Below are 19,686 nucleotides of genomic sequence, written 5' to 3' on the forward strand. Positions count from 1 at the left end.
GCAGGCCCGGGCGGAGCGTTCCTCCGGACGGACGCGCATGCGAGGGACGCCACCGGCGTCCACGCGGCCGGGTCCCGGTGTTCAGCCGGTCTTGACGGTGTGGACGGGGCGGCCGCCGGAGCAGCGGATCTCGATCTCGACCCTGGTCTCGCCTTCGAACCGCACGCGCACCTTGTCCCGTGGCCCGCGCTCGGCGTCCTTGACCTCATACCCCTGAGCCGGCGTCCACGACTGCGATCTCACCAGGCCGCCGTCCTCGCATCGGGCCACCACCACGCCTCCGCGCGTGGCGATGACCCCGCTGTGGCCCGATCGCGGGCTCTCCCCGCCGGACGGCGACGCCTGCGGAGACGACGACGGCGAGGCGGCCGGGCGGGACGGCGCGACCTCGGAGGGCGACGGCGCGGACGGCGACGGCCCCGCAGGGCGAGCGGAGGCGTCGAGAGAACGCCGCACGTCGGCGGGCGAGAGCGCCCGGGTCGCCGAGCCGGTGACGGCGTCCCCGAGAAAGGTGGTCACGACGACGCCGGCGCCGGTGGCGATGGCCGCCGTGAGCAGCCAGCCGCCCACGACCAGAAGCGGGCGCCGGTTCATGCCGCACCCTCGGGCGAGCCGCCCTCGACGCCGTTCACCCGCGAGCCCTCCGTGACAGTGGATCCATGCGCCCGATGTTCCCCGGCCGAAGCCTAAGACCGGGTTAAAGGCGCCATAACAGGGCCCATGCCGACACCGAGACGCCGTGACCGGGCTTATGCCGGTGCTTTTGACCGGTTAGCGTAACCGCCCATGGCCAACGTCCTGCTCGTCGAGGATGACGCGACGATCCGCACCGCACTCATGCGAGGACTGCGTGACCGTGGTCACGCCGTGTCCTCCGCTCCCACCGCGCTGGAAGGGCTGCGCCTCGCCGTCTCCGAACGACCCGACCTGGTCGTCCTGGACCTGGGCCTGCCCGACCTGGACGGCATCGAGATGCTGCGGATGCTCCGGGCCGTCAGCCGCGTGCCGGTGATCGTGGCGACCGCCAGGGACGGCGACGCCGAAATGGTGCGGCTTCTCGACGCGGGGGCCGACGACTACGTGGTCAAGCCCTTCAGCGCGGCCCAGCTCGACGCGCGCGTCCGCGCCGTGCTCCGCCGCACCGGGGACGGCCGCGCCGACGCCTCGGTGACGGTGGGCGACCTGCGGCTCGATCCGCGCAGCCGTGAGGCCGTCCTCGCCGGAACCCCTCTGGACCTCACGCCGCGGGAGTTCGACCTGCTGCACTACCTGGCCGCCCGCCCGGGCCAGGTGGTGACCAAGCGCGAGCTGCTCACCGAGGTGTGGCAGGTGCCCTACGGCGGAGCGGACAAGACCGTGGACGTCCACCTGTCCTGGCTGCGCCGCAAGCTGGGCGAGACCGCCCAGGAACCCCGCTACCTGCAGACGGTGCGCGGCGTCGGGGTCAAACTGGTCGAGCCGTCATGAGGCGCTGGCTCGCGCTGCTGGTGGCGGCCACCACCTCGCTGGTGCTGATCGCGCTGCTCGTGCCGCTCGCGCTGCTCGTCCGGGCCCTGGCCGAGAGCAGCGCGCTCACCCAGGCGACCGCCGAGGCGCAGTCGGTCGCCGCGGCCGTGGGCACCGCGGACGTCGCCGGTCTCACGCTGACCGCCGAACGCACCTCCGCCGGCAGCGGGCACGCGATCACCGTGTTCCTCCCGGACGGGCGGGTCGCCGGGGCTCCGGCTCCCCGGTCGGCCGCCGTGGAGCTGGCCGCGCGCGGGCAGAGCCTGACGGCCGAGACGCCCGCGGGGCTGGAGGTCCTGGTCGCGGTGCAAGGCGTGCCCGGCGGCACGGCGGTGGTCCGCGCGTTCCTCGGCGAGAACGACCTGCACCGCGGCGTCCGCGAGGTGTGGCTGGGCATGCTGCTGCTCGGGCTGGCGCTGATCGGAGTGGGCATCCTGGTGGCCGACCGCCTGGCCCTGGCCCTGACCCGGCCCATGAGCGGGCTGGCCCGCGTGTCGCACCGGCTGGCCGCGGGGGACCTCACGGCGCGGACCACCCCGGGAGGCCCGGCCGAGGTGCGCGACGTGGGGCTCGCGCTCGACCATCTCGCGGGACGGATCAGCGACCTGCTGGCGGAGGAGCGCGAGACGGCCGCCGACATCTCCCACCGGCTGCGCACGCCCCTGACCGGGCTGCGGCTGGAGGCGGAGTCGCTGGCCGACCCGCGGGAGGCGGCGCGGCTGGGCGCCCGCGTGGACGCGCTGGAGCGCGCCGTGACCTCGGTCATCACCGACGTGCGCCGCAGGTCGCGCGAGCAGGCGAGTTGTGACGCGGCGCGGGTCGTGAGCGAACGCGTGACCTTCTGGTCGGTGCTCGCCGAGGACCAGGGACGGGCCGCGCGGGTGAGGGTGCCGCCGGAGCCGCTGGAGGTGGCCGTGAGCGCCGCCGAGCTGTCGGCCTGCGTGGACGCGCTGCTCGGCAACGTCTTCGCCCACACCCCCGAGGGCGCCGCCTTCTCCGTGCGGCTGGAGCCCGAGGCCGGCGGCGCGCTGCTGGAGATCGCCGACTCGGGGCCGGGTTTCCGTCCCGGGGCCGGGCCGCCTGTGGAACGCGGCACGAGCGGCGGCGGCTCCACGGGGCTCGGCCTGGACATCGCCCGGCGGACGGCCGAGGCGTCCGGCGGCTCCCTCGCCCTGGACGCCTCCCCCACCGGCGGCGCCCTGGTCGTCCTCCGCCTGGGGTCCCCCCGATGACCGTGACGCGACCCGCCGCGGCGCACCCGGGACCCGCGAGCGACCCCGAAGCGGCGTCGGCGTCCCGTCCCGGACGCTCTTAGGAGTGCCTTAACGTCGTCGCAGCGCGGGCTTAGCGCGGTCGGCGCGAGTGTTGGCGCATGACGAACGCACACCGCATCAGCAAGGCCGCCAAGCTCGCCATCGCGGGAGCCGGCGTCGCCGTCGTCCTCGGCACCGGAGCCGCCGCCTCGGCCGCGTCCCCCGGGTTCTCCGTCCCCTCCGGGGCCGCGTCGCTCACGGGCGCGACCGGCTCCGCGGCCGCCTCGGCGGCGACCGCGAGCCAGGGCTCGGCCACCTCCCTGGGGATCACCTACCGGCAGGCGATCAGGATCGCCAAGAAGCGCGTCCCCGGCGCCCGGGTCACCAAGGTCGAGCGCGAGTGGGAGCACGGCCGGCGGGCGTGGAAGGTCGAACTGCACAAGCGCGGCATCGAGTACCGCGTGTACATCTCCGTCACGACCGGAAAGATCATCAAGTTCCGCCAGAAGCACGACCACTGACCCAGAGCGCCGCCGCTCCCGTCCTCCGCGGGGACGGGATCAGCGGCACTGGGTGAGCATGGCGTCCTTGTCGGGGGCCGTGACGGGGAGGTCGTACTTCAGGGCCACCTGGGCGAAGCGGACGACGTAGGAGCACCGGATGCCCTTCGCCGGCGGCAGCCACGTGGCGGGCCCCGAGTCGCCCTTGGAGGAGTTGGCCGAGCCGTCGACCGGCATCAGGTTCAGCGGGTCGTTGGCGATCTGGACCCGCTTGGACCTGCTCCACCGCGACGCGCCCATCTGCCAGTCGTAGGAGAGCGGCATGACGTGGTCGATCTGCACCTCGGAGGCGTCCTGCTTGGTCCACTCGATGGTCTTGCTCGTATACGGGTCGTCCAGGGTCATCGAGACCAGGACGCAGTTGGAGCCGGAGCGGTACTTCAGCTTCTCGCCGTCGCGCGCCAGGATGTCGTTCCTGGTGTCGCAGCCGTTGTGCGCGAGGGGAATCTCCTCGGCGTTGTCCGCCCACGCGTACCCGAACTCATCGCGGTCGTAGCCCGTCTTCGGTCCGCGTCCCTTGGTCGGGACCTTTTCAATGATCTTGATCGCCTCGGCGAGGTCCTTGGCGGATTTGATCACTCCAAGGCCGCGCTCGGTGCCCTTGGGGTTGTCCAGCGGGTTGACGCCGGTCGAGCCGCCGCCGTCCCCCCGCGCCCCTCCATCGCTCCCGCCGCCACCGGAACCGCCGGCGTCGATCGGAGCACATCCCCCGATCATGGCGGCCACGACCGCTCCCACCACGATCGCGCGAGATCCACGCAGGCGCACTGCCACCCCCAGGTAAAAGGAAAGTAATGCCTAGGTATAGCAACTACCCGCGAAAGCCGCGATTACGGCACCTGATCGGATGAGGTCTCCGGACGGCGGCCCGCGATACCGGCGGATCGGACACGACGGACCGGACACGACGCGGCGCACCGCACCTCGACGCACCGCACCTCGGCGCACCACACCTCGCCGCGCGGCGACTCGCCGCCTCCCGCACGGCAGAGTGCCCGGAATCCGACCACCGGATTCCGGGCACCTGGACCGCCGCGTCCCCTTCGGGCCGCGGGACGCTAGAGGCCGTACTCCTTCGTGATGCGCTCGTGGCGCTCGACCTCGATGCCGGCGCTCCGGGCGAGGTCGAGCCAGGCCAGCGGGTGGCTCCACCGCTCGGTGGCGTCGTCGAGCAGGGCGTCGACCTCGACCGCCTCGACGCCCGGCGGCACGGCGATCCAGCCGTAGACGCCCTGGAGCCGCTCGCCGGTGGAGGGGTGGGTCACCGAGTAGTTCTCGTCGCTGTAGACCCACATGGGCCAGCCGCGCTCGGCCAGGACCTCGTTGAACTCGGTCCAGTCGTCCTCGCTGGGGGCCGCGCCGTCGAAGAACCAGCTCGTGTAGCCGCCCGGGCGCAGCATCGCCACGCCCGCGAACGGGATGACGTAGTTCTCCTGCTCTTCGGCGCTCTCGGGCACCGGCTCCAGGGGACGGGGGTCGACGACGACGGTGTCACCGGCGTTGTAGTCCATGCCGCGGGGCTGCGGGATGAGCAGCCGCGCGGTGGCCGGGCCCGTGCGGACGGACAGGACCTCGCGGCGGCTGCCGTCGGAGACCGGCAGGACGACCCGGACGAGGTGCCACTCTTCCTCGATGGGACCCTCGGGGGACTCGATCGGCATGCCGATCTTGGCCGCGCCCTCGCGCACGAGAGCCCAGTCTTCCGAGGCGGTCGCCATGACGATCATGCGCCAGACGTCCTCCTCCTCGCCGGCGTCCGACTCGACCAGGTCGCGGAGGATGGCCGCGCCCTTGACGTTGTCGCCGAGCTGCTGTGCGGCTCCGGCGAGCAGCCGGCGGGCCTCCAGTTCGACCATGCCCTGCGCGCCGGACGCGATCGACTGCTCGGCCTCGGCGGCGGTCTCGGTCCACCGCTCGCGGGCCCGGTGCAGGCGCGCCAGCGCCAGGTGAGAGGACGCGGGGGGCAGCATGGCCGCGAAACGCTCCAGCCGCTCGTCCTGCTCGGCCTCGATCAGCACGCCGGTGAGGTAGGCGACGTCCTCGTCCTCGGCGGCGGCCGGGTCGGCGTCCTCGACGATCGTCTTCCACAGGATGTCGGCGCCCAGCGGCGCGTATCCGAGGAAGCCCAGCGTGGTGGTGTGCCGGCGGGTCGCCTCAAGGTCGGTGCCCGACAGCGGCCACAGCCAGCCCACCCAGCGCTCGGGGTCGGCGTTGTGGCCGTCCGCGGCGTCGAAGTAGGCGACCAGCTCGGGCTGCGGGCCCGGCGGCGGGGGCGGCACGGCGGCGTCGACGGCGGCGCGCAGCGCGGCCACCCGCTCGGGCAGCCCGTCGGAGACGCGCAGGTCGCCCAGCCACGACTCGGCGAGGTCGGCCAGCGCGCGGGCCTGCCAGATGCCCTGCCGCGCCACCGCCAGCTCGCCGGCGATGAGCGCCAGCTCGACCCGGCCGTGATGCACGCCCATGGTCTCGAAGTAGGCCATCCACTGGCGCAGCACACGGCCGAGCTGCCAGGTGTTGCTGATCACCGAGTCGAGCAGGCGGACGGCGCGCGCCCACTCGACCCAGTCGCGCGGGTGCTCGCCGACGACGTCGAGATCGGGAAGGGCCTCGAGCGCCTCGGCCTTGCGGTCGGCGGAGGCGAGCACCAGAGCCCGCAGCACGCCTTCCCTGTGGTCCTTGGCCACCGGGTCGTCCGCCGGGAACTCCTTGGCCGCGTCGAGCTCGGTGAGGGCCTCCATGGTGCGGCCGGCGGCGAGCAGAGCGCGCACACCCGCGGCCGCCAGCTCCCAGCTGACCTGCGCGTCGGCGGCCTTGCGCCCGGCGACGGCGGACTCGTAGTAGGTGACCGCCTGCTCGACCTCGCCCTTGTCGGACAGCGCCGCGACGTACTGCGTGACGAGCCCGCAGTAGGCGGGGGAGTCGGGCCGGAGGCCCTCGAGCGCGGCGCCCAGGGCGGCCAGGCGCTCGGCGGCGTACCCGGGGCCGTCGGTGTTGGCCTGGCAGACGGCCAGCGCCTCGACGGCGGCGGGGACGGAGGGGCAGTCTTTGGTGTCCTCGCGGCGCGCGAACTCCATCAACGCCTCGGCGTCGCCGAGGGCGGCCACGCCCTGGGCGCGGTCACCGATGCGGCTCAGCAGGTGCCAGTGGCGGGCGAACAGCTCCAGCCAGGGCAGCTCGAGCTCTTCCGCCTGCTGGGCGACGGCCGGCGCCATCACGTCGAGCTGGGCGTACCGGCCCTCGAAAGCCTGCGCGGGCAGGTCACCCAGCGCGATGGCCAGCCCGGTGTTCCCCGCTTCGTGCAGTTGCCGCTGGGTGTCTGCGACCCAGGCCCAGATGTCCACGTCCATGGCAGGTCAGTCTGCCAGTTCGCAGAGCATGTCCCAAACATGCGGACGGTGCGGTGAGGATGACTCCCCGTACAGGGCCGGCTCGCGGGCCGCCCGTGGCGAACCCGCGGTCCCGCCCGAGACGGGCCGCCGGGCGCCCTGGACCAGCCGGTCGGGCGCCCGGAGCCTTCGGGCGTGCGTGGTTCAGGTGAGCTGGGCGGCGGGGATGTCGCCGGAGGCGACCAGGACGGCCGGGCCGGTCAGCAGGCTGGTGTGCTCTTCGAGCGTCACCGTCAGAAGGCCCCCGGGGACCTCGACCGCCCAGGTGCCCAGCGGATCGCCGCCGAGCCGAGCCGCCGCCACGGCCGCGGCGACCGCGCCGGAGCCGCACGCCAGCGTCTCGCCCGAGCCGCGCTCGAAGACGCGCATGACGACCCGGCGTTCGCCCACGGCGTTGAGGAACTCGATGTTGACACCGTGCGGGAACACGGCCGGGTCGAACGCGGGCTGGGAGGACAGGTCGAGATGAGTCACCGGTTCGCCGGTCACGCAGGCCAGGTGCGGGTTGCCCACGTCGACGACGAGCCCGTCGAACTCGGCGCCGCCGAGGCCGGCCCGGCTCTCGCCGAGCACCTTGGGCGCGCCCATGTCGACCGTGACGTCCCCCTCGCGGCCGAGCCGCACCCGGCGGACGCCCGCCCGGGTGACGACGTCGAACTCGCCGGGCTCTGCCAGGCCGGCGTCCACGAGGTAGCGCGCGAAGACCCGCAGGCCGTTGCCGCAGATCTCGCTCAGGCCGCCGTCGGCGTTGCGGTAGTCCATGAACCACTCGGCGCCCGTGGGGCCGCCGGCCTCGCGGGCCGACTCGGCGATGCTCACGGCCTCGGGGCTGAGCTTGACCGGCACCACGCGCAGCACGCCGTCGGCGCCGATGCCGGCGCGGCGGTCGCACAGCGCGGCGACCGCCGAGGCGTGCAGGTCGAGGCTCCCGTCACGGTCGGGAAGAATGACGAAGTCGTTCTGGGTGCCGTGCCCTTTGACGAACCGCATGCCGACAGATCTTACGCCCCGACGAGCGCCAGGGATCGTTCCACCATGTCAGGAGCGTCGAAAGGCAGCCAATGCACGCGCGGGTCGCGCCGGAACCACGACTGCTGGCGTCTGGCGAACCGCCGGGTGGCCCTGATCGTCTCGTCGCGGGCCTGCTCCTCGGTCCACTCCCCCGCGAGGAACCGCAGGACCTGCGCGTAGCCGAGGGCCCGGCCTGCCGTACGGCCCTGCGGAAGCCCCAGCGCGGCCAGGGCCTTCACCTCCTCGACGAACCCGGCCGCCCACATGCGGTCCACGCGGAGCGCGATGCGCTCGTCGAGCACGGGCCGGGGCACCTCGACGCCGATCTGCACGCTGTCGTAGAGGGCGTCGTAGGAGGGCATCGTGGCCGAGAAGGGCTGCCCGGACAGCTCGATCACCTCAAGGGCGCGGACGATGCGGCGGCCGTTGCTCGCCAGGACGGCCTCGGCGGCCACCGGGTCGCGCTCCTTCAGTCGCTGGTGGAGCGCCTCGGGCCCGGCCTCGGCCAGCTCGGCCTCCAGCCTCGCCCTGATGCCGGGGTCGGTGCCGGGGAAGCGCAGGTCGTCCAGGGCCGCGCGCACGTACAGCCCCGAACCGCCCACCAGGATCGGCGTCGTGCCTCGGGCCAGCATGGCGTCGATCAGCGGCCGGGCCGTCCGCTGGTACTCGGCGACGCTGGCCGTCTCGGTGATGTCCCAGACGTCCAGCAGGTGATGAGGGACGCCGCGCCGCTCGGCGAGGGTGAGCTTCGCCGTGCCGATGTCCATGCCGCGGTACAGCTGCATGGAGTCGGCGTTGATCGCCTCGCCGCCCAGGCGGAGCGCGAGGTCCACGGCCAGGTCGGACTTGCCCGCGGCGGTCGGCCCGACGACGGCCACGACCGGCGGCCGTCCTTGGGGGCGCGCGCCCTGCGGCCGCCCCTGGCGGGGCGCGACCGGCGTGCCCGGCGCCGCCGGGCTCGGGAGGGCCTCGGGTTCGCGTGCCACTACAGCTCCCAGTCGAGGGTCGGAGGGAGGTGGCCTTCCAGGGTCAGCAGCCAGCGTTTGGACTCGACTCCGTCGCCGCCGCTGAACCCGCCCAGGCCGTTGCCCGCGACGACGCGATGGCACGGCACGATGATCGGGACCGGGTTGCTCCCCATGATCGACCCGATGGCGCGGGCCGGGACGCCCGCGCCGCTGCTCGTCGCAAGCTCGCCGTACGTCGTCACCTTCCCGTAGGGGACGGTCTCGTACAGCGTGCCCAGCACCAGTCTCTGGAGCGCCGACATCAGGCGCCAGTCGACCGGCACCGTGAAGGCGGTGAGCCGCCCGGCGAAGTACGCGGCGAGCTCGTCGCGCGCCCCGGCCGTGCGGGCGGGGTCGTCGACGGCGTGCGCGCCGAGGCGATCGAGAATCTTGGCCCTGACCTGCTGCCCGTCCTCGAACGCGGTGGCCGCCACGCCGTCGGGGGTGACGGCCGCCAGCACGTCACCAAGTGGTGTCGGCACGCTGCCGAAGGCGACGTCTACCATCTGATCATGTCCATCCGCGCGCTCTTGACCGCGGGCACGGCCGTCGCCGTCCCCCTGCCTTCACCGTAACCACACTTGGGCACGCCCTCGTCCCGTGTGGGGCGAGCGGCTCAGGCAAGGCTCCAGCGCGCCACGAGGTAACCGACGCCGTAGGGCGCGTCATCGTAGAGCAACTCGCCCCGCAGACCCGTGCCGCCGTCCCCCGTGCCCGCTCCGGCGGCGCCGGCGAGGACCTGGAACGCCGCCCGGCCCGCGACCCACATGCGGGCCGCCTCGCCGGGGTCGAGCGCGGCCAGGGCTCGCGGGTCGGCGTCGCCGAGCGCCCGCGCGAGCGCCTCGTTGTACGCCTGGGCGCCCGGGTCGTGGTAGCCGGGGGACTTGACGGTGAGCTTGGCCGAGCCGTCGCCCATGACCAGCAGCGCCACGCGTTCCGCACAGCGGGCCATGGCCTCGCCGGCGCGCGCGCACGCCGCGGGCGAGGCGTCGGAGGGCACCGCCTCGTACCCGGCCACCGGCCCGACGCCCGCCAGGTCGGCGAGCAGGCGTCCGATGGTCAGCGACAGCGGGAGGACGGGGACTCCGGCGCCGACCAGCACGCCGGCTCCCCAGGGTGCCAGGCTGCCTCCGGCGTCCGGCCCGTAGGAGACCGCCTGCGCGGGCCCGTCGGCGGCGCCGGTCACGATGATCGCGTCAGGCGCCGCCTCGGCGAGCGATCGGACGGCGGACACGCAGGCGGCGCGCAGGTCGTCCAGCTCTGGCGCCGCCGCGCCGGCGAGTTCGGGCGCGATCAGCGGAGGATGCGGGCACACGGCCGCGGCGACAAGCACAAGATCAGGCTAGTCCCGGCCGGCCGGTCGCCGGGCCTCGCGAGCCGCGATGCCCGGCGACCGGGGTGGGAGCGTCGGCCGGCCCCAGGGATCAGGTGCCGCCGAAGTCCTGGGTCCACCAGGGGCCGCCGCTGCCGAAGTGCACGCCCACGCCGATGGCCTTGAGCTTGCAGTTCATGATGTTGGCCCGGTGACCGGGGCTCTTCAGCCAGCCCTGGACGACCTCCGCCGGGGTGGCCTGGCCGCGCGCGATGTTCTCGGCGAACGCCGAGGAGTTGTACCCCGCCGCCTTGATGCGGTCCCACGGGGAACGCCCGTCGGCGGAGGTGTGGTCGAAGTACTTCTTGGCCGCCATGTCGTCCGAGTGGCCCCGGGCCGCCGCGCGCAGGTGCTCGTCGATGCGCAGCGGGCCGCAGCCCTCCTCCTGCCTGGCGACGTTCGTGAGGCGCGCGACCTCGTTCTCGGCCGCCACGACGGACGAGGGCGCGTCCGCCGGAGGGGGCGCCGGCTTGGCCGGGCTCTTCGTCGGCTTCGGGGTGGGCCTGGCGGACGGCCTGGGAGTGGGTCTGGCGGACGGCTTCGCGGTGGGCTTCGCCGTCGGCTTCGGCTTCGGGGTGGGCGTGGCCGGCGGGGACTTGGACGGGGGGGTGTTCGGGGCCGGGTCTGAGGAGGGGTCGCCCAGTCCCGCGGACCGTCCCGGCAGCTGCGGGTTGGGCTCGACGTAGCCCGCCGGCCCGTCCGGCCCGGGGATGCCCTGGCCTTCGGCCTGGGTGCCGGTCTTCGTGCCCAGCTTGCTCTTGGTGCTCTCGGTCTGTCCGACCGGCTCGGCCTCCTGGCCGTTCGGCGCGGACTGCGCCCCGCCGCCGGACTGTCCCTCGCCGCCGGACTGTCCTGCCCCGGAGGAACCGTCCGCACCGCCACCGATGTCCGCCGATCCGGCGGATCCGTCGTCGGAGGTGGCGTCGTCGTCCGCCGACGAGTCGTCCGTGGCCGCCTGGCCGTCGCCTGCGGCCGCGACGCCGCCGGCGCCTGCCTGCTCGGAGGACTGCCGGCTGACCGGATCCGAGCCGCCGGTCAGGGTGATGACCCCTCCGGCGGTGACCGCCGCGGCGAACACGGCGGCCGCCGCGCAGATCACAAGGGTCCGTCTCCGGGAACCCGAGGGGGACGCGGGCTCGGACGAGAGGTACTCCGGGGGCATTGCAGAGTTGGACTCGTCATAGGGGCCCGGCGACCGATGGTCGTGCCGATCCATGTAGTTGACTCCTGCGGCCTATCGGGGGGAAAGCACTCCGGCTTCCGCGGGCGGTCGTCACACTAGCCCCATAGGCCCGATTACCGCACCTCAATCACGGAAGAATCACGACTTGTCATCACTTGGACCGATCTCATTTCGAACGATGCCGCCGCGCGGCGGCGCGAGGGCGATCTTCCGGATGCTGGGGCTCACGGTGGTCCTCGGCGCCGGCGCCTGCGCGCCGGGATCCCCGGCGGCGTCCCCCGATCCGGCTTCCCGATCAGCCCACGGGCAGGCCACGCCGACCCCCCGTCCGGCCCCCGCGACGCGCGCGGGAGGGCACTCCGAGGACGGCGGAGTATTCGAACACCAAGAAGGGGCAGGTCAGCCGCCTTCGACTCCCCCGTGGACGCGGCCCGGCCCGCCCGAGGGCGGATGGACCCGCGCGGTGCCTCCCCCCGGACGACCCGGTGCTCCGGAGCAGGGGCTGACCACTCCCAGGGCTCGCGGGGGCCACGGCACGCGGGCGGGGGCCAGGGGGCCGTCCGGGAACGACGGGCGGCGCGGGCCCGCTCGCCCTCCGGCCCCGGACGCCTCCCAGGCACCTGATCGGCGACGGGCGCCCGAGGGACGGGGCGGCTCGCCGACCGGCGAGGACCGTCCCGAACGGCCTTCGGACAACCGTGATCGGCCGCGCCCGGCGTCACCCGTGCTCAAGACGCCGCGGTCTGCGCCGCCGCCCCCCAAGACGCAGCGACCGCCCTCTCAGGACCGCCGGCGACCTGAGCCGCCCCCTGACGCCAGGATGCGGCCGGAGGCCACCCCGGCGCCGGTCGGGCCGCCACGCCGGACGCCGAACCCCTGCGCGACCTTCACCGACTTCCGCAAGGACTACTGCGAGCGGCTCATCGACGGCATGGGGAACGACACAAGGCGCCCCTAGCCAAGAGCGCCGAAAAACGGCCTTGGTCAGGAGCGGCGGATGGACGGCATGCCGAGCGGCACCGCGCCCGCTTTGCCCGAGCCGCCGCCGTCGCCGGTGCCGCAGGCGGCGCTCTCTCTGGCCTCCCAGGCGTCACCGGCGCGCGTGCGGCGCAGCGAGAGCGCGGGGCCATCGGCGACCAGGTGGTGGGGAGCGGCGTAGGTGACCTCGACCGTGACCATGTCGCCGGGCCGCGGCGGGTCGCCGTGCGCCCCGCCCTCGCCGGCGCCGCGCAGCGCGGGCACGAAGTGGACCAGGCGGTTGTCGGGAGCGCGGCCGGACATGCGGTGCGTCGCCTCGTCCTTGCGGCCTTCGCCCTCGGCGACCAGCACCTCAAGAGTGCGGCCCACCTGGGCCTTGTTCTCGGCCCACGAGATGTCGTTCTGCAGGGCGACGAGCCGCTCGTAGCGCTCTTGGACGACCTGCTTGGGCACCTGCTCGTCCATGGTGGCGGCCGGCGTGCCCGGCCTGATGGAGTACTGGAAGGTGAAGGCGTTGGCGAAGCGCGACGCGCGGACGACGTCCAGGGTGGCCTGGAAGTCCTCCTCGGTCTCGCCGGGGAAGCCGACGATGATGTCGGTGGAGATGGCCGCGTCGGGCATGGCGGCGCGCACGCGCTCGATGATGCCGAGGTAGCGCTCGGCCCGGTAGGACCGGCGCATGGCCTTCAGGACGCGGTCGGAGCCCGACTGCAGGGGCATGTGGAGCTGGTGCATGACGTTCGGCGTCTCGGCCATGGCGGCGATGACGTCGTCGGTGAACGCGGCGGGGTGCGGCGAGGTGAAACGCACCCGCTCAAGCCCCTCGACGTCGCCGCAGGCGCGCAGCAGCTTGCCGAAGGCCAGCCGGTCGCCGAACTCGACCCCGTAGGTGTTGACGTTCTGACCGAGGAGGGTGACCTCGAGGACCCCGAGGTCGACCAGCGAGCGGACCTCGCCGAGGACGTCGCCGGGGCGGCGGTCCTTCTCTTTGCCGCGCAGCGCGGGGACGATGCAGAAAGTGCAGGTGTTGTTGCACCCGACCGAGACCGACACCCACGCGGCGTACGCCGACTCGCGCTTGGTGGGCAGCGTGCTCGGGAAGACCTCGAGCGACTCTTTGATCTCGACCTGGGCCTCCTGCGCGATGCGGGCCCGTTCGAGCAGCACCGGCAGCGAGCCGATGTTGTGCGTGCCGAAGACCACGTCGACCCACGGGGCCTTGCGCACGATCTCGCCCTGGTCCTTCTGCGCCAGGCAGCCCCCCACGGCGATCTGCATGCCGGGGTTGCGCACCTTGGCGGGGCGCAGGTGGCCGAGATTGCCGTACAGCCTGTTGTCGGCGTTCTCGCGGACGGCGCAGGTGTTGAACACGACCACGTCGGCCGTCTCGCCGTCGCCCGGGCGGACGTACCCGGCGTCCTCCAGCAGGCCGGTGAGCCGCTCTGAGTCGTGGACGTTCATCTGGCACCCGTACGTGATGACCTCGTACGTGCGGGCGCGCTCCTCGGTGACAGTCATCTCAACGACTAGGGTAGGCGCTCCGCGACGCTCGTCGCACGTCGCGCGCCCCGCCGCTGGTGAAGCGTTCCATCACCTGAGGCGCCGCGTCGAGACCAGGCCGTGATGCGATCGGTACCACCCGGTTAGTGACCAGTGCCCCGGACCACTTACGTTGTCCACCATGACGGACAACGGGGACGCGACTCCTCTCGTCAGAGTCGAGAACGTCAACAAGAACTTCGGTGCCCTGCACGTGCTCAGGGACATCAACCTGACGGTCTCCCGGGGGGAGGTCGTCGTGGTGATCGGCCCGTCCGGGGGCGGGAAGTCGACGCTTTGCCGCGCCATCAACCGGCTGGAGACGATCGATTCCGGCACCATCGTCTTCGACGGGCAACCGCTGCCCGCCGAGGGCAAGGCGCTGGCCCGGCTGAGGTCGGACGTCGGGATGGTGTTCCAGTCCTTCAACCTGTTCGCGCACAAGACGATCTTGGAGAACGTCACGCTGGGCCCGATCAAGGTCCGGGGCGTGCCGCGCGAGCAGGCCGAGAAGCGCGGCATGGAGCTGCTCGAACGGGTCGGCATCGCCAGCCAGGCGAGCAAGTACCCCGCCCAGCTGTCGGGAGGCCAGCAGCAGCGGGTGGCCATCGCCCGCGCGCTCGCGATGGACCCCAAGATGATCCTGTTCGACGAGCCGACCTCGGCCCTGGACCCCGAGATGGTCCAGGAGGTGCTCGACGTCATGATCGGCCTGGCGCGGGACGGCATGACGATGGTGGTGGTCACCCACGAGATGGGCTTCGCCCGCCGGGCCGCCAACCGCGTCGTGTTCATGGCGGAGGGCCAGATCGTCGAGGAGAACACCCCCGACGAGTTCTTCACCAACGCCAGCACCGACAGGGCCAAGGACTTCCTGTCCAAGATCCTGACGCACTGATCGGCGGTCGTGCACGCGCGCGCGGCTCGTACGGCGGTTCGTACGGGCCGCCGTGCCGTCGTACTCCGGGACGGATGCGAGCGAGCCGCCGGCGTCTCGCGACTCCGGCTCGTCAAGCTGTCCCTCGCATGCGTTCGTCCGTACGCCGCTCATGAGAAAGCCGCTCCTCGCACATCGCTCGTCCGCACATCGCTCGTCCGCACATCGCTCGTCACGCTGTTACGCACGTCACGAAGAAAGCTGAGGTACACGCATATGCGTTCACGACGGTTCGGGGCCCTGCTCCTGTCCGCCGCGGCACTGGCCGGCAGCCTCGCCGCCTGCGGCAACAGCGGCCCGACGACGGCTCTGCAGAAGGCCAAGGACGACAAGAAGCTCACCATCGGCGTCAAGTACGACCAGCCGGGCATGGGCCTGAAGAAGCCCGACGGCACGGTCGAGGGCTTCGACGTCGACGTGGCGACCTACCTGGCCGGCAAGCTCGGCGTCCCGCCGGAGGGCATCACCTGGAAGGAGGCGCGCTCGGCCAACCGCGAGACGTTCCTCCAGCAGGGCCAGGTCGACCTGATCGTCGCGACCTACTCCATCACCGAGGCGCGCAAGCCCAAGGTGACCTTCGCCGGGCCGTTCTACATCGCCCACCAGGACACGCTGGTGCGCGCGGACGACACCTCGATCACCTCGCTGGACACCCTCAAGGGCAAGCGCATCTGCCAGGTGAGCGGGTCCAACTCCTGGAAGAACATCGCCGAGGGCACCAACAAGGACAACAAGAAGGTCGACGTCCAGCTCGTCCCGGCCGGGGCCTACGACGAGTGCATCACCAAGCTCAAGGGCAACGCGATCGACGCGGTGACCACCGACGACATGATCCTCGCCGGTTACGCCAAGCGCGAGGGCTCCTCGCTCAAGGTCACCGGGGCCCCGTTCACCGACGAGAAGTACGGCGTCGGCCTGAAGAAGGGCGACAAGGAGACCTGCGAGGCCGTCAACAAGGCGATCACCGAGATGTACTCCGACGGGACGATCCAGAAGCTGTTCGACAAGCACTTCTCCGGCACCGGCCTGAAGTTCACCGCGACCGGCGCGCCGCCTGCCGAGGGCTGCGCCTGATCCCCTGTCCCCGCGCCGGTGAGGTCCCCTCACCGGCGCTCCCCGTCTCCGGTGGAGCCCGATGGAATCGCTTCTCGACTTCAGCCCCCTCGTCGAACAGTTCGGCACGATCCTCACAGGCTTCTGGTCGACGATCCGCCTGACCGTGATGAGCGCGATCCTGGCGCTGATCCTCGGCACGGTCCTGGTCGCGATGCGGGTGTCCCCCACGCCCGTGCTGCGCGCCGCCGGGACGATCTACGTCAACACCCTCCGCAACACCCCCCTCACGCTGGTGCTGCTGCTGTGCGCGCTCGGCCTGAGCGACACCCTGCAGCTGTCGCTGTCCAGTGACTCCCCCACCAACTACTACTGGTGGGCCACGCTCGGCCTGTCCGCCTACACCGCCGCGTTCGTCTGCGAGGCGCTGCGCTCGGGCATCAACACCGTGCCCCCCGGCCAGGCCGAGGCGGCGCGGGCGATCGGGCTGACGTTCACGCAGTCACTGCGCATGGTCGTGCTCCCACAGGCCTTCCGCTCGGTGATCGCGCCGCTCGGCAGCATCCTGATCGCGCTGACCAAGAACACCACCATCGTGATCGTCGCCGGCTACATCGAGGCGTCGGCGGTCATGAAGCAGATGTTCGACGACTACGGAGGCACGCTGCCGATCTTCCTCGGGTTCGCGGCCGGGTACATGATCCTCACCCTGCCCACCGGGTTCTTCTTCGGCTGGCTCGCCAAGCGCATGGCGGTGGTCCGATGAGCACCAGCGTCCTGTTCGACGTTCCGGGCCCCCGCGCGCGCCTGCGCAACAACGTCCTGACCCTCGCCTCCGCCGTCGTGGTGCTCGGCATCGCCTACCTGCTGATCAAGGGCCTGGCGGACAAGGGGCAGTTCGCGGGCCGCCTGTGGGAGCCGTTCCTGCGGGCCGAGGTGTGGACCGGGCAGATCTTCCCCGGCCTGATCGCCACCCTGCAGGCCGCCGTCGTCTCCGCCGTGCTCGCGCTGCTCTTCGGCGTCGTCTTCGGGCTGGGCAGGATGTCGGACCACGCCTGGATCCGCAGGCCCGCGGGCGCGGTCGTGGAGTTCTTCCGCGCCATCCCGCTGCTGCTGCTCATCTTCTTCGCCCAGGCCGGGGTCGCGACCATAAGCGGCTACACCCTCAGTGTGCCGGCGTTCGCCGCCGTGGTCGTCGGCCTGACCCTGTACAACGGCTCGGTGCTCGCCGAGGTGTTCCGGGCGGGCGTCCTGGCCGTGCCCAAGGGCCAGTCGGAGGCCGGGTACGCCCTCGGGCTGCGCAAGGGCGGCGTCATGCGCATCATCCTGCTGCCGCAGGCCACGACCGCGATGATGCCGGCCATCGTCAGCCAGATGGTCGTCCTGCTCAAGGACACCGCGCTCGGCTGGGTCATCGCCTACGAGGAGCTGCTGAACTTCGGGCTCAAGCAGATCCCGGCGAACTTCGGCAACCTCATCCCGAGCGCGATCGTCATCTCGCTGGTGTACATCGCGATCAACCTGGCGCTGAGCTACCTCGCCAACGTGCTGGAACGGCGCAGCAGGCGCAGCCGGCGCACGAGCGCGACCGTCGTCACCGCCCCGGGCGCGGTCGGGGTCAACAGCGCGGCGGCCGGGACCGACGTCAGGTTCTGACGCTCCGGCCGGCCGGAGCCGCGGCGGACGACGCCGTGGACGCCGGCCGGCCGGGCCCCGCGACGTGTCCCGGACTCCGGCCGGCCGAGCTCGCGACACGTGCCCCGGACTTCGCGCGCGTGTCCAGGACGCCGCCCTGGCGAGCCCGCCGCGTGTCAGGACGCCACCTTGACGAGGCTGCCACGTGTCCGGGACGCCGGCCGGGCGGGCGAAACAGCCTTCTCCACGTGCTTTGCGGTGATACGCGTGGCACGATCAGCGGCGTAGCCGCCACGCGGGCCGGGGTTTTCCGGCAGGATGCCGCTATGCCCCCCGATCGCATGTCCGGGCACCCCTCGTCGCCGTTCGGCGCCTGGCCCTCGCCGATCTCCACCGCCGACGTCGTCCGCGGTGGGCTGCGTCCCGGATACCCGACGGCGCTCGCCGGAGAGATGTGGTGGGAGGAGGACCGCCCCACCGAAGGCGGGCGGCGCACCCTCGTCCACCACGCGGCCGGCGGCGCACGGCGCGAGCTGCTGAGCCCGCCCTGGGACGCCCGCACCCGCGTCCACGAATACGGCGGGCGTTCCTACGCCGTGGCGCCCGGGGTCGGCGTCGTGTTCGCCTCCCATGCCGACCAGCGGCTCTACCTCATCCGCGACGACGGATCAGGGCCGGCGCGAGACCCGGTCGCCATCACGCCCGCGCCGGACGCCCCCTGCGCCCTGCGCTATGCCGACCTCACCGTGCACCGCGACGAGGTGTGGTGCGTCCAGGAGCGCCACGCGGGCGGCGGGAAGGTCGTCCGGTCCATCGTGTCGGTGCCGCTGCACGGCGGCGCCGAGCCCCGGCAGCGCGTCGCGGGCAGCGACTTCTACGCCCATCCCTCGATCTCACCCGACGGCGAGCACATCGCCTACGTCTGCTGGGACCATCCCCGGCTGCCCTGGACCGGCACCGAACTGCGCGTCACCAGGCTCGCCGACGGCGGCTCCCGTCCGATCATGGGCGACGCGTCGGAGTCGGTGCTCGCCCCGCGCTGGCTGGACCGCTCCACCCTGTACGCCGTCTCCGACCGGTCGGGGTGGTGGAACCTCTACGAGGCCGGCATCGGCGGCGGCCCGCCGCGCGCCCTCTGCCCGGCCGAGGAGGAGTTCGCGTGGGCGCCCCGCGAACTGGGCGGCACGCCGTACGCCATCCTGGACGACGGCAGGGTCGCCGTCCTGCACGGCACGCCGGAGCTCCGGCTCGGCATCCTCGACCCGCGCACCGGCGTCCTCACCGACCTCGACCTGCCCTACGACGGCTGGGTGCCGTTCCTCAGCGCCGACGGCTCGACCGTGTGCGGCGTCGCCTACGGGGCGTGCCGGCCCCGGTCGGTGGTGCGGGTCGACACCGCCACCGGCCACGCCGAGAGCCTGCGCAGCGACATCGGCGAGCTGCCCGACGCCGGCTACCTGCCGCCCTGCCGGCCGGTGGAGATCCGCGGCCGCTCAGGCCGGCGCGTGCACGCCTACGTGTACCCGCCCGCCAACCCGGCGGTCACCTCCGGGGACGCCGCGCCGCCGTACGTGGTCTTCGTGCACGGCGGGCCGGCCGCGCACAGCACCTCCGCCCTCGACCTGCGCAAGGCGTTCTTCACCAGCCGGGGCATCGGCATCATCGACGTCAACCACGGCGGGTCCACCGGCTACGGCCGCGCCTACCGCGACCGCCTGAAAGGGCACTGGGGCGTCATCGACGTGGAGGACACCATCGCCGCCGCCGAGTGGCTGCTGTCGGACGGGCACGCCGACCCGGCGCGCATCGCGATCAGGGGCGTCGGCGCGGGCGGCTGGACCACCATGGCGGCCTGCTGCTCCTCGGGGCTGTTCTGCGGCGGCGTCGCGATCGCCGGGGTCAGCACGCTGGGCTCCCTGGCCGCCTCGACCCACGACTTCGAGTCGCGGTACGTCGAATGGCTCGTCGGTCCGGCCGACCCGCTGCTGTACGCCTCGCGCGAGCCGCTGGCGAAGTGCGGCCAGATCGACTGCCCGATGCTGCTGATGCAGGGCCAGGACGACCCCATCGTGCCGCCGGGGCAGGCGGAGGCGTTCGTGGCGAGCCTGAACGAGCGGGGGGTGCCGTGCGTCTACCTGGCCTTCGAGGGCGAGTCGCACGAGTTCCGCAAGGCCGAGACCAAGAGCGCCGCCCTCGCCGCCGAACTGGCCTTCTACCAGCAGCTCTTCCGCCTCTGAGGCCCGCGCGTCCCTCGCTCCCCGGCCCT

The 19,686-nt window shown here is 72.9% G+C and carries 17 protein-coding genes; 8 read left to right on the top strand and 9 right to left on the bottom strand.

The window, feature by feature from the left end; all coding sequences use genetic code 11:
• Nucleotides 1–81 precede the first annotated feature (81 nt).
• A complete protein-coding gene (locus tag ACFO60_RS02170; protein WP_380836134.1) occupies nt 82–594 on the bottom strand; it encodes a hypothetical protein in 513 nt (170 codons plus the stop codon).
• A gap of 192 nt (nt 595–786) precedes the next feature.
• Between ACFO60_RS02170 and ACFO60_RS02175 the strand changes: the two genes are divergently transcribed.
• From ACFO60_RS02175 to ACFO60_RS02185, 3 genes are all read left to right on the top strand, one after another.
• Nucleotides 787–1,467, top strand: coding sequence for a response regulator transcription factor (locus ACFO60_RS02175; protein ID WP_380836135.1), 681 nt, complete (start codon nt 787–789; stop codon nt 1,465–1,467).
• Complete coding sequence (locus ACFO60_RS02180; RefSeq protein WP_380836137.1) at nt 1,464–2,738, top strand: sensor histidine kinase; 1,275 nt, start codon at nt 1,464–1,466, stop codon at nt 2,736–2,738. Before ACFO60_RS02175 ends, ACFO60_RS02180 begins: the two co-directional genes overlap by 4 nt.
• 140 nt (nt 2,739–2,878) lie before the next feature.
• Nucleotides 2,879–3,280: a PepSY domain-containing protein gene (locus ACFO60_RS02185; RefSeq protein ID WP_380836138.1), complete on the top strand. Its 402-nt coding sequence runs from the start codon at nt 2,879–2,881 to the stop codon at nt 3,278–3,280.
• A gap of 39 nt (nt 3,281–3,319) precedes the next feature.
• Here the strand turns inward: ACFO60_RS02185 and ACFO60_RS02190 are convergent, their stop codons facing one another.
• The 8 genes from ACFO60_RS02190 to miaB form a co-directional block, all read right to left on the bottom strand.
• Nucleotides 3,320–4,036: an HNH endonuclease family protein gene (locus ACFO60_RS02190; RefSeq protein WP_380836441.1), complete on the bottom strand. Its 717-nt coding sequence runs from the start codon at nt 4,034–4,036 to the stop codon at nt 3,320–3,322.
• Nucleotides 4,037–4,377: 341 nt separating this feature from the next.
• On the bottom strand, nt 4,378–6,666 hold the full coding sequence (locus ACFO60_RS02195) for a tetratricopeptide repeat protein (protein ID WP_380836140.1): 2,289 nt from the start codon (nt 6,664–6,666) through the stop codon (nt 4,378–4,380).
• A gap of 183 nt (nt 6,667–6,849) precedes the next feature.
• Nucleotides 6,850–7,695, bottom strand: coding sequence for a diaminopimelate epimerase (gene dapF, locus ACFO60_RS02200; protein ID WP_380836142.1), 846 nt, complete (start codon nt 7,693–7,695; stop codon nt 6,850–6,852).
• A gap of 11 nt (nt 7,696–7,706) precedes the next feature.
• The gene (miaA, locus tag ACFO60_RS02205) at nt 7,707–8,594 is read right to left on the bottom strand and encodes a tRNA (adenosine(37)-N6)-dimethylallyltransferase MiaA (protein WP_380836444.1); all 888 of its coding nucleotides are present in this window, start codon (nt 8,592–8,594) and stop codon (nt 7,707–7,709) included.
• A 107-nt stretch (nt 8,595–8,701) separates the two neighbouring features.
• Nucleotides 8,702–9,229, bottom strand: coding sequence for a methylated-DNA--[protein]-cysteine S-methyltransferase (locus ACFO60_RS02210; protein WP_380836144.1), 528 nt, complete (start codon nt 9,227–9,229; stop codon nt 8,702–8,704).
• A 110-nt stretch (nt 9,230–9,339) separates the two neighbouring features.
• On the bottom strand, nt 9,340–10,056 hold the full coding sequence (locus tag ACFO60_RS02215) for a class III extradiol dioxygenase subunit B-like domain-containing protein (RefSeq protein WP_380836145.1): 717 nt from the start codon (nt 10,054–10,056) through the stop codon (nt 9,340–9,342).
• 91 nt (nt 10,057–10,147) lie between these two features.
• Nucleotides 10,148–11,311, bottom strand: a complete 1,164-nt coding sequence (locus ACFO60_RS02220; RefSeq protein ID WP_380836146.1) for a CAP domain-containing protein — start codon at nt 11,309–11,311, stop codon at nt 10,148–10,150.
• Between the two features lie 951 nt (nt 11,312–12,262).
• Complete coding sequence (miaB, locus tag ACFO60_RS02225) at nt 12,263–13,774, bottom strand: tRNA (N6-isopentenyl adenosine(37)-C2)-methylthiotransferase MiaB (protein ID WP_380836148.1); 1,512 nt, start codon at nt 13,772–13,774, stop codon at nt 12,263–12,265.
• Between the two features lie 163 nt (nt 13,775–13,937).
• Here miaB and ACFO60_RS02230 point away from each other — a divergent pair, with 163 nt between their 5' ends.
• The 5 genes from ACFO60_RS02230 (at nt 13,938) to ACFO60_RS02250 (ending at nt 19,657) form a co-directional block, all read left to right on the top strand.
• Complete coding sequence (locus ACFO60_RS02230) at nt 13,938–14,693, top strand: amino acid ABC transporter ATP-binding protein (protein WP_380836150.1); 756 nt, start codon at nt 13,938–13,940, stop codon at nt 14,691–14,693.
• A 255-nt stretch (nt 14,694–14,948) separates the two neighbouring features.
• Nucleotides 14,949–15,806, top strand: coding sequence for a glutamate ABC transporter substrate-binding protein (locus ACFO60_RS02235; protein ID WP_380836152.1), 858 nt, complete (start codon nt 14,949–14,951; stop codon nt 15,804–15,806).
• A gap of 61 nt (nt 15,807–15,867) precedes the next feature.
• On the top strand, nt 15,868–16,551 hold the full coding sequence (locus ACFO60_RS02240) for an amino acid ABC transporter permease (RefSeq protein ID WP_380836153.1): 684 nt from the start codon (nt 15,868–15,870) through the stop codon (nt 16,549–16,551).
• The gene (locus tag ACFO60_RS02245) at nt 16,548–17,441 is read left to right on the top strand and encodes an amino acid ABC transporter permease (RefSeq protein ID WP_380836155.1); all 894 of its coding nucleotides are present in this window, start codon (nt 16,548–16,550) and stop codon (nt 17,439–17,441) included. The genes ACFO60_RS02240 and ACFO60_RS02245 overlap by 4 nt, the downstream gene beginning before the upstream one ends.
• A gap of 305 nt (nt 17,442–17,746) precedes the next feature.
• Complete coding sequence (locus ACFO60_RS02250) at nt 17,747–19,657, top strand: S9 family peptidase (protein ID WP_380836157.1); 1,911 nt, start codon at nt 17,747–17,749, stop codon at nt 19,655–19,657.
• Nucleotides 19,658–19,686: the final 29 nt, after the last annotated feature.

It is taken from the genome of Sphaerisporangium dianthi, from assembly GCF_042654065.1.
GTDB classification, from domain to species: Bacteria; Actinomycetota; Actinomycetes; order Streptosporangiales; family Streptosporangiaceae; genus Sphaerisporangium; species Sphaerisporangium dianthi.

Coding starts and splice junctions, on each gene's coding strand:
- ACFO60_RS02245 (WP_380836155.1), top strand. CDS start 16,548: ATGAGCACCAGCGTCCTGTTCGACGTTCCGGGCCCCCGCGCGCGCCTG.
- ACFO60_RS02210 (WP_380836144.1), bottom strand. CDS start 9,229: ATGGTAGACGTCGCCTTCGGCAGCGTGCCGACACCACTTGGTGACGTG.
- ACFO60_RS02175 (WP_380836135.1), top strand. CDS start 787: ATGGCCAACGTCCTGCTCGTCGAGGATGACGCGACGATCCGCACCGCA.
- ACFO60_RS02195 (WP_380836140.1), bottom strand. CDS start 6,666: ATGGACGTGGACATCTGGGCCTGGGTCGCAGACACCCAGCGGCAACTG.
- dapF (WP_380836142.1), bottom strand. CDS start 7,695: ATGCGGTTCGTCAAAGGGCACGGCACCCAGAACGACTTCGTCATTCTT.
- ACFO60_RS02230 (WP_380836150.1), top strand. CDS start 13,938: ATGACGGACAACGGGGACGCGACTCCTCTCGTCAGAGTCGAGAACGTC.
- ACFO60_RS02180 (WP_380836137.1), top strand. CDS start 1,464: ATGAGGCGCTGGCTCGCGCTGCTGGTGGCGGCCACCACCTCGCTGGTG.
- ACFO60_RS02220 (WP_380836146.1), bottom strand. CDS start 11,311: ATGGATCGGCACGACCATCGGTCGCCGGGCCCCTATGACGAGTCCAAC.
- ACFO60_RS02240 (WP_380836153.1), top strand. CDS start 15,868: ATGGAATCGCTTCTCGACTTCAGCCCCCTCGTCGAACAGTTCGGCACG.
- ACFO60_RS02190 (WP_380836441.1), bottom strand. CDS start 4,036: ATGATCGGGGGATGTGCTCCGATCGACGCCGGCGGTTCCGGTGGCGGC.
- ACFO60_RS02250 (WP_380836157.1), top strand. CDS start 17,747: ATGCCCCCCGATCGCATGTCCGGGCACCCCTCGTCGCCGTTCGGCGCC.
- ACFO60_RS02185 (WP_380836138.1), top strand. CDS start 2,879: ATGACGAACGCACACCGCATCAGCAAGGCCGCCAAGCTCGCCATCGCG.
- miaB (WP_380836148.1), bottom strand. CDS start 13,774: ATGACTGTCACCGAGGAGCGCGCCCGCACGTACGAGGTCATCACGTAC.
- ACFO60_RS02235 (WP_380836152.1), top strand. CDS start 14,949: ATGCGTTCACGACGGTTCGGGGCCCTGCTCCTGTCCGCCGCGGCACTG.
- ACFO60_RS02170 (WP_380836134.1), bottom strand. CDS start 594: ATGAACCGGCGCCCGCTTCTGGTCGTGGGCGGCTGGCTGCTCACGGCG.